Consider the following 3308-nt stretch of genomic DNA (forward strand, 5'->3'; position numbering starts at 1 on the left):
AGCATAACTGTGAAGAAAAAGGGGTATGATGAAGACGGCTCCCTTATCTTATCCATCAACCTAAGGGAATCATATCGTGAGACGTCAACTTTAATGGCAGTAGTTAGCGAGGGTGGCAAACTAGTTTACAAGCCGCTCAATCCCACTGAAGGCCGCTTAGAAAGTACCGCTGAGAGAATGTATTCAGCCGAAGGAGGCGGTGAAGTAAAGATAGGGGGTTGGGTCCCTAACCCCCCACCCCCGGGAAGCTTAATCGAGGTGTCGCAGGTAACTTTAAAGGGCTCTGAAGTATCCATCAAAAAAGACATCGACATCAAACCCGTGGAATATAGAAGATATTCACGTTGGTATCGTATGGAAGACATACCGCCTCAGGCAAGAGATTGTTGTGGAAATTGTACTCGCTGTTGGGAACTGTTGGCGAAATGGCATAATGAACTTTCTAATTACATGTCTAGAATGAGTGTTGATACGCCGATTGAGGTTGCCGATGTAGGCAGAGACTACTATGAGCAGATTAATAATATAATAGAGCTGAATCACTATCTGCTTATTCTACCCGAAGGCTCTACCTTAAAGGTCGTCACAGCATTAGAGCGGGAAAAGCTTCTTGGAACCGCGTCTGGGCGCGAAATCACATATGAGATAAAAACTACACATACTTATTTAGGAAAATCAAGAGAGGTCTATGATCCTTGCTGCGGAGGATATTATGTTTGGGGTGCAGAAGACATCCGTCAACCTATCACATCAACCAGGGTGATTTCAGATAGATGGGAAGTAGAGTACTACATGTTCTATCCTTTCAACAGAACAAAGATCTATAGTGTCACAGGAGCAATGGGAGAGGCGCCTCAGATTAAGACGCCAGATACCCTAACCGTCTACTTAGAGAAGAGTAGGCTCGTTTCGAATGAGAATGTTACGGGGTATGTGGCAGCATACGGAGAGAACACAAAGGGGTTGAAGGTGAGGCTTCGAGGTTATCTAGCATACAACGAGAGCCTAAAGATGCTGGTTAAGATAGAACCAACTACGCTGACCCTAGACGAGGTGGGCGAAGGGTTCTTTAGGGTCACAACCCCAACTATCCAAGAGATAAACTCTACACTAAAGATCAAACCAATACCAAGCTCTCTCTCACTCTACATCTACGCTGAAGACGAGCGAGGAAAGAACTCCACATTCACAGCACCTGTCCGCATCTTAGGCAAGCTTCTCATAGTCGACTTCAGAGACATCGACATACCCCTACCTAAGAACATTAAGCAAGAGAACCTCCTCAAAAACCTCCGCTGGAACCCACTCGCAGACAACCCACTTATAGAGAAGCCGCTACCGGATAGGATAGGAGACAACTTTTACTACGATGCAAGCCTAGTCGATAAAGAAACAAGGGAAATCGCTTCTCCTATTAAACCAGACGAAACAGGGCGAGCGATCATCGACCTCATAGATCTGAAGCCGGGCAGCACCTACATCATCAACTACACCCTAGCTATAGAAGGTCTCAGATATGGAGAGTGGTTCCATCTTACAGTCAAAGACGCGGGGGTAGACATAACCGTACCTAAAGAAGATGTGTCTATACAGAGGGTGAAGGTCTACGCCCCGGTCTCAATCCTCAACAGATACTTCACTCTACAAAAGAGCCTACTCGGTGAAGACAATCAGTACAGGATGCTCCTCGCAGACCAAGCCATCCCAATCCAAGCTATAAAGAATCTCTTCAAGATCGAAACACAACCACAATCCAAAGACCCCACTGACACACTGCTAACAGAAATCATAAGAAGAATCGTCAACTACATCGAAAAAGTCGGCTTATACGTAGGACCTAAAGTCGTCTTCCCGAAACTCGGCACAGAAGAAGTCAAAGGAACCGAACTTGAATTCCTAAACGAACCCCTCAACTACAGAAACTTCAGATATAGACTCACCCCAGAAGACCTCACTCTAAACCCAGACAACTACTGGAGCAAAATGGGCAAACTCATCATACTACAAGCACACATGCTGAAGAACTCCCATTACGCACAATACCTAACACTCGCAGCCGCAAGGCTTATGGCATTAGCAGCAACCCTAGAAACATACAAAGGCTTCCTCAGCTACACAAAGATATGGAATAAAGGAAACCTCTTCGTATGGTTCAACAACAAGTTTCCAGGCAAGATCTTGCCCCAAAAATGGGGCACAATCACAGGCACAGCCAAGATCGGACTCCTAACCCTTGAAGGAGACGTACTCAACGTCTTAGGCTTCACTAACAAGTGGTTCGGTGGGATGACCCTCCTCAACCAATACCTATCAGACCTCTACGGTAGCAGAGAGGCAGCATCGATAGCGATCGCGGCATCATTCAAACTTATCAGATTCTTGGCAGCCTTTTTGGTCGGTAGAGGAGAATTTTGGGCTGAATTTTCCTTCGAGGTAATATTCCAAGCAATCAGCTTCGTAGCAGCACACACCATGATGCTAATCCACAACGCAGCCCTACAAATGATCGCTCTAGGCGAACTCGAAAAGAACCTAGATCTGCTTCAACTATCTTTAACCTCGTTAGGCGGCTTCGGCATCCCATCGTTCCTCGGCATATTCTTAAAGCTACAGTTTGAAGAGTCCCCCACCTACGCTGAGCTCGTAGCACCGCTAAGGACCAGCATACCACCCTCTCAAAAGCAGACGTGGGGTGTAAGAAAAGAGCAATGGGCCCTACTTCAACTCGGCTCATGGGATTACCTAGAAGATGATTTCTACGCAGTCGCCAACGTATACAAAGAATACGTCTACCCCATCACATCTATCGTGCTGTCAACTCTACGAGGCTTGGACGGGATCAGACAGAAGCTAGCAAAAGATTCGTTCAGCGCACCAGAAAAGCTGCTGACTTTCATGAATCTACCCATCACATACCAAGTCACCATCAAAAACGAAGTAAAGACCTTCTCCACAAAGCTTAACGATGTCTTAGCAAAAGCATACCTAGCCCTAATAGCCGCACTCATCTCAGACGGCATAACCAAGATAATCTGGAACCTCAGCTACTACAACTTCCTCATAAAAGGAGGCAACTTCGAAAGATTCGTAGCTACAGCAGCCCCAGTTGTTCAAGCACTACTACCAGCCTTCACCTTCCTCCTCGTAAGTAGAGTGCCCATTAAAACCGGCTTCAGGTCAGCCCAAGTCACAGCATCACCGATACAAACAGTCAACACTCTACTTCTCACCAGAACCCAAAGCGAGCAAACGAACATAAAAGTCAACAGAATGCTCACCCAGCTTCCTCAAACAACCTTCCTTCAACT

At 46.3% G+C, this 3308-nt stretch carries 1 protein-coding gene; it reads left to right on the forward strand.

The window, feature by feature from the left end; genetic code table 11:
• Window positions 1–3308 (forward strand): hypothetical protein (locus HA494_08845; GenBank protein ID NHV97871.1); only part of this gene is annotated, 3308 nt, incomplete at both ends.

This window comes from Nitrososphaerota archaeon, assembly GCA_011605775.1.
Lineage (GTDB): Archaea > Thermoproteota > Nitrososphaeria > Nitrososphaerales > JAAOZN01 > JAAOZN01.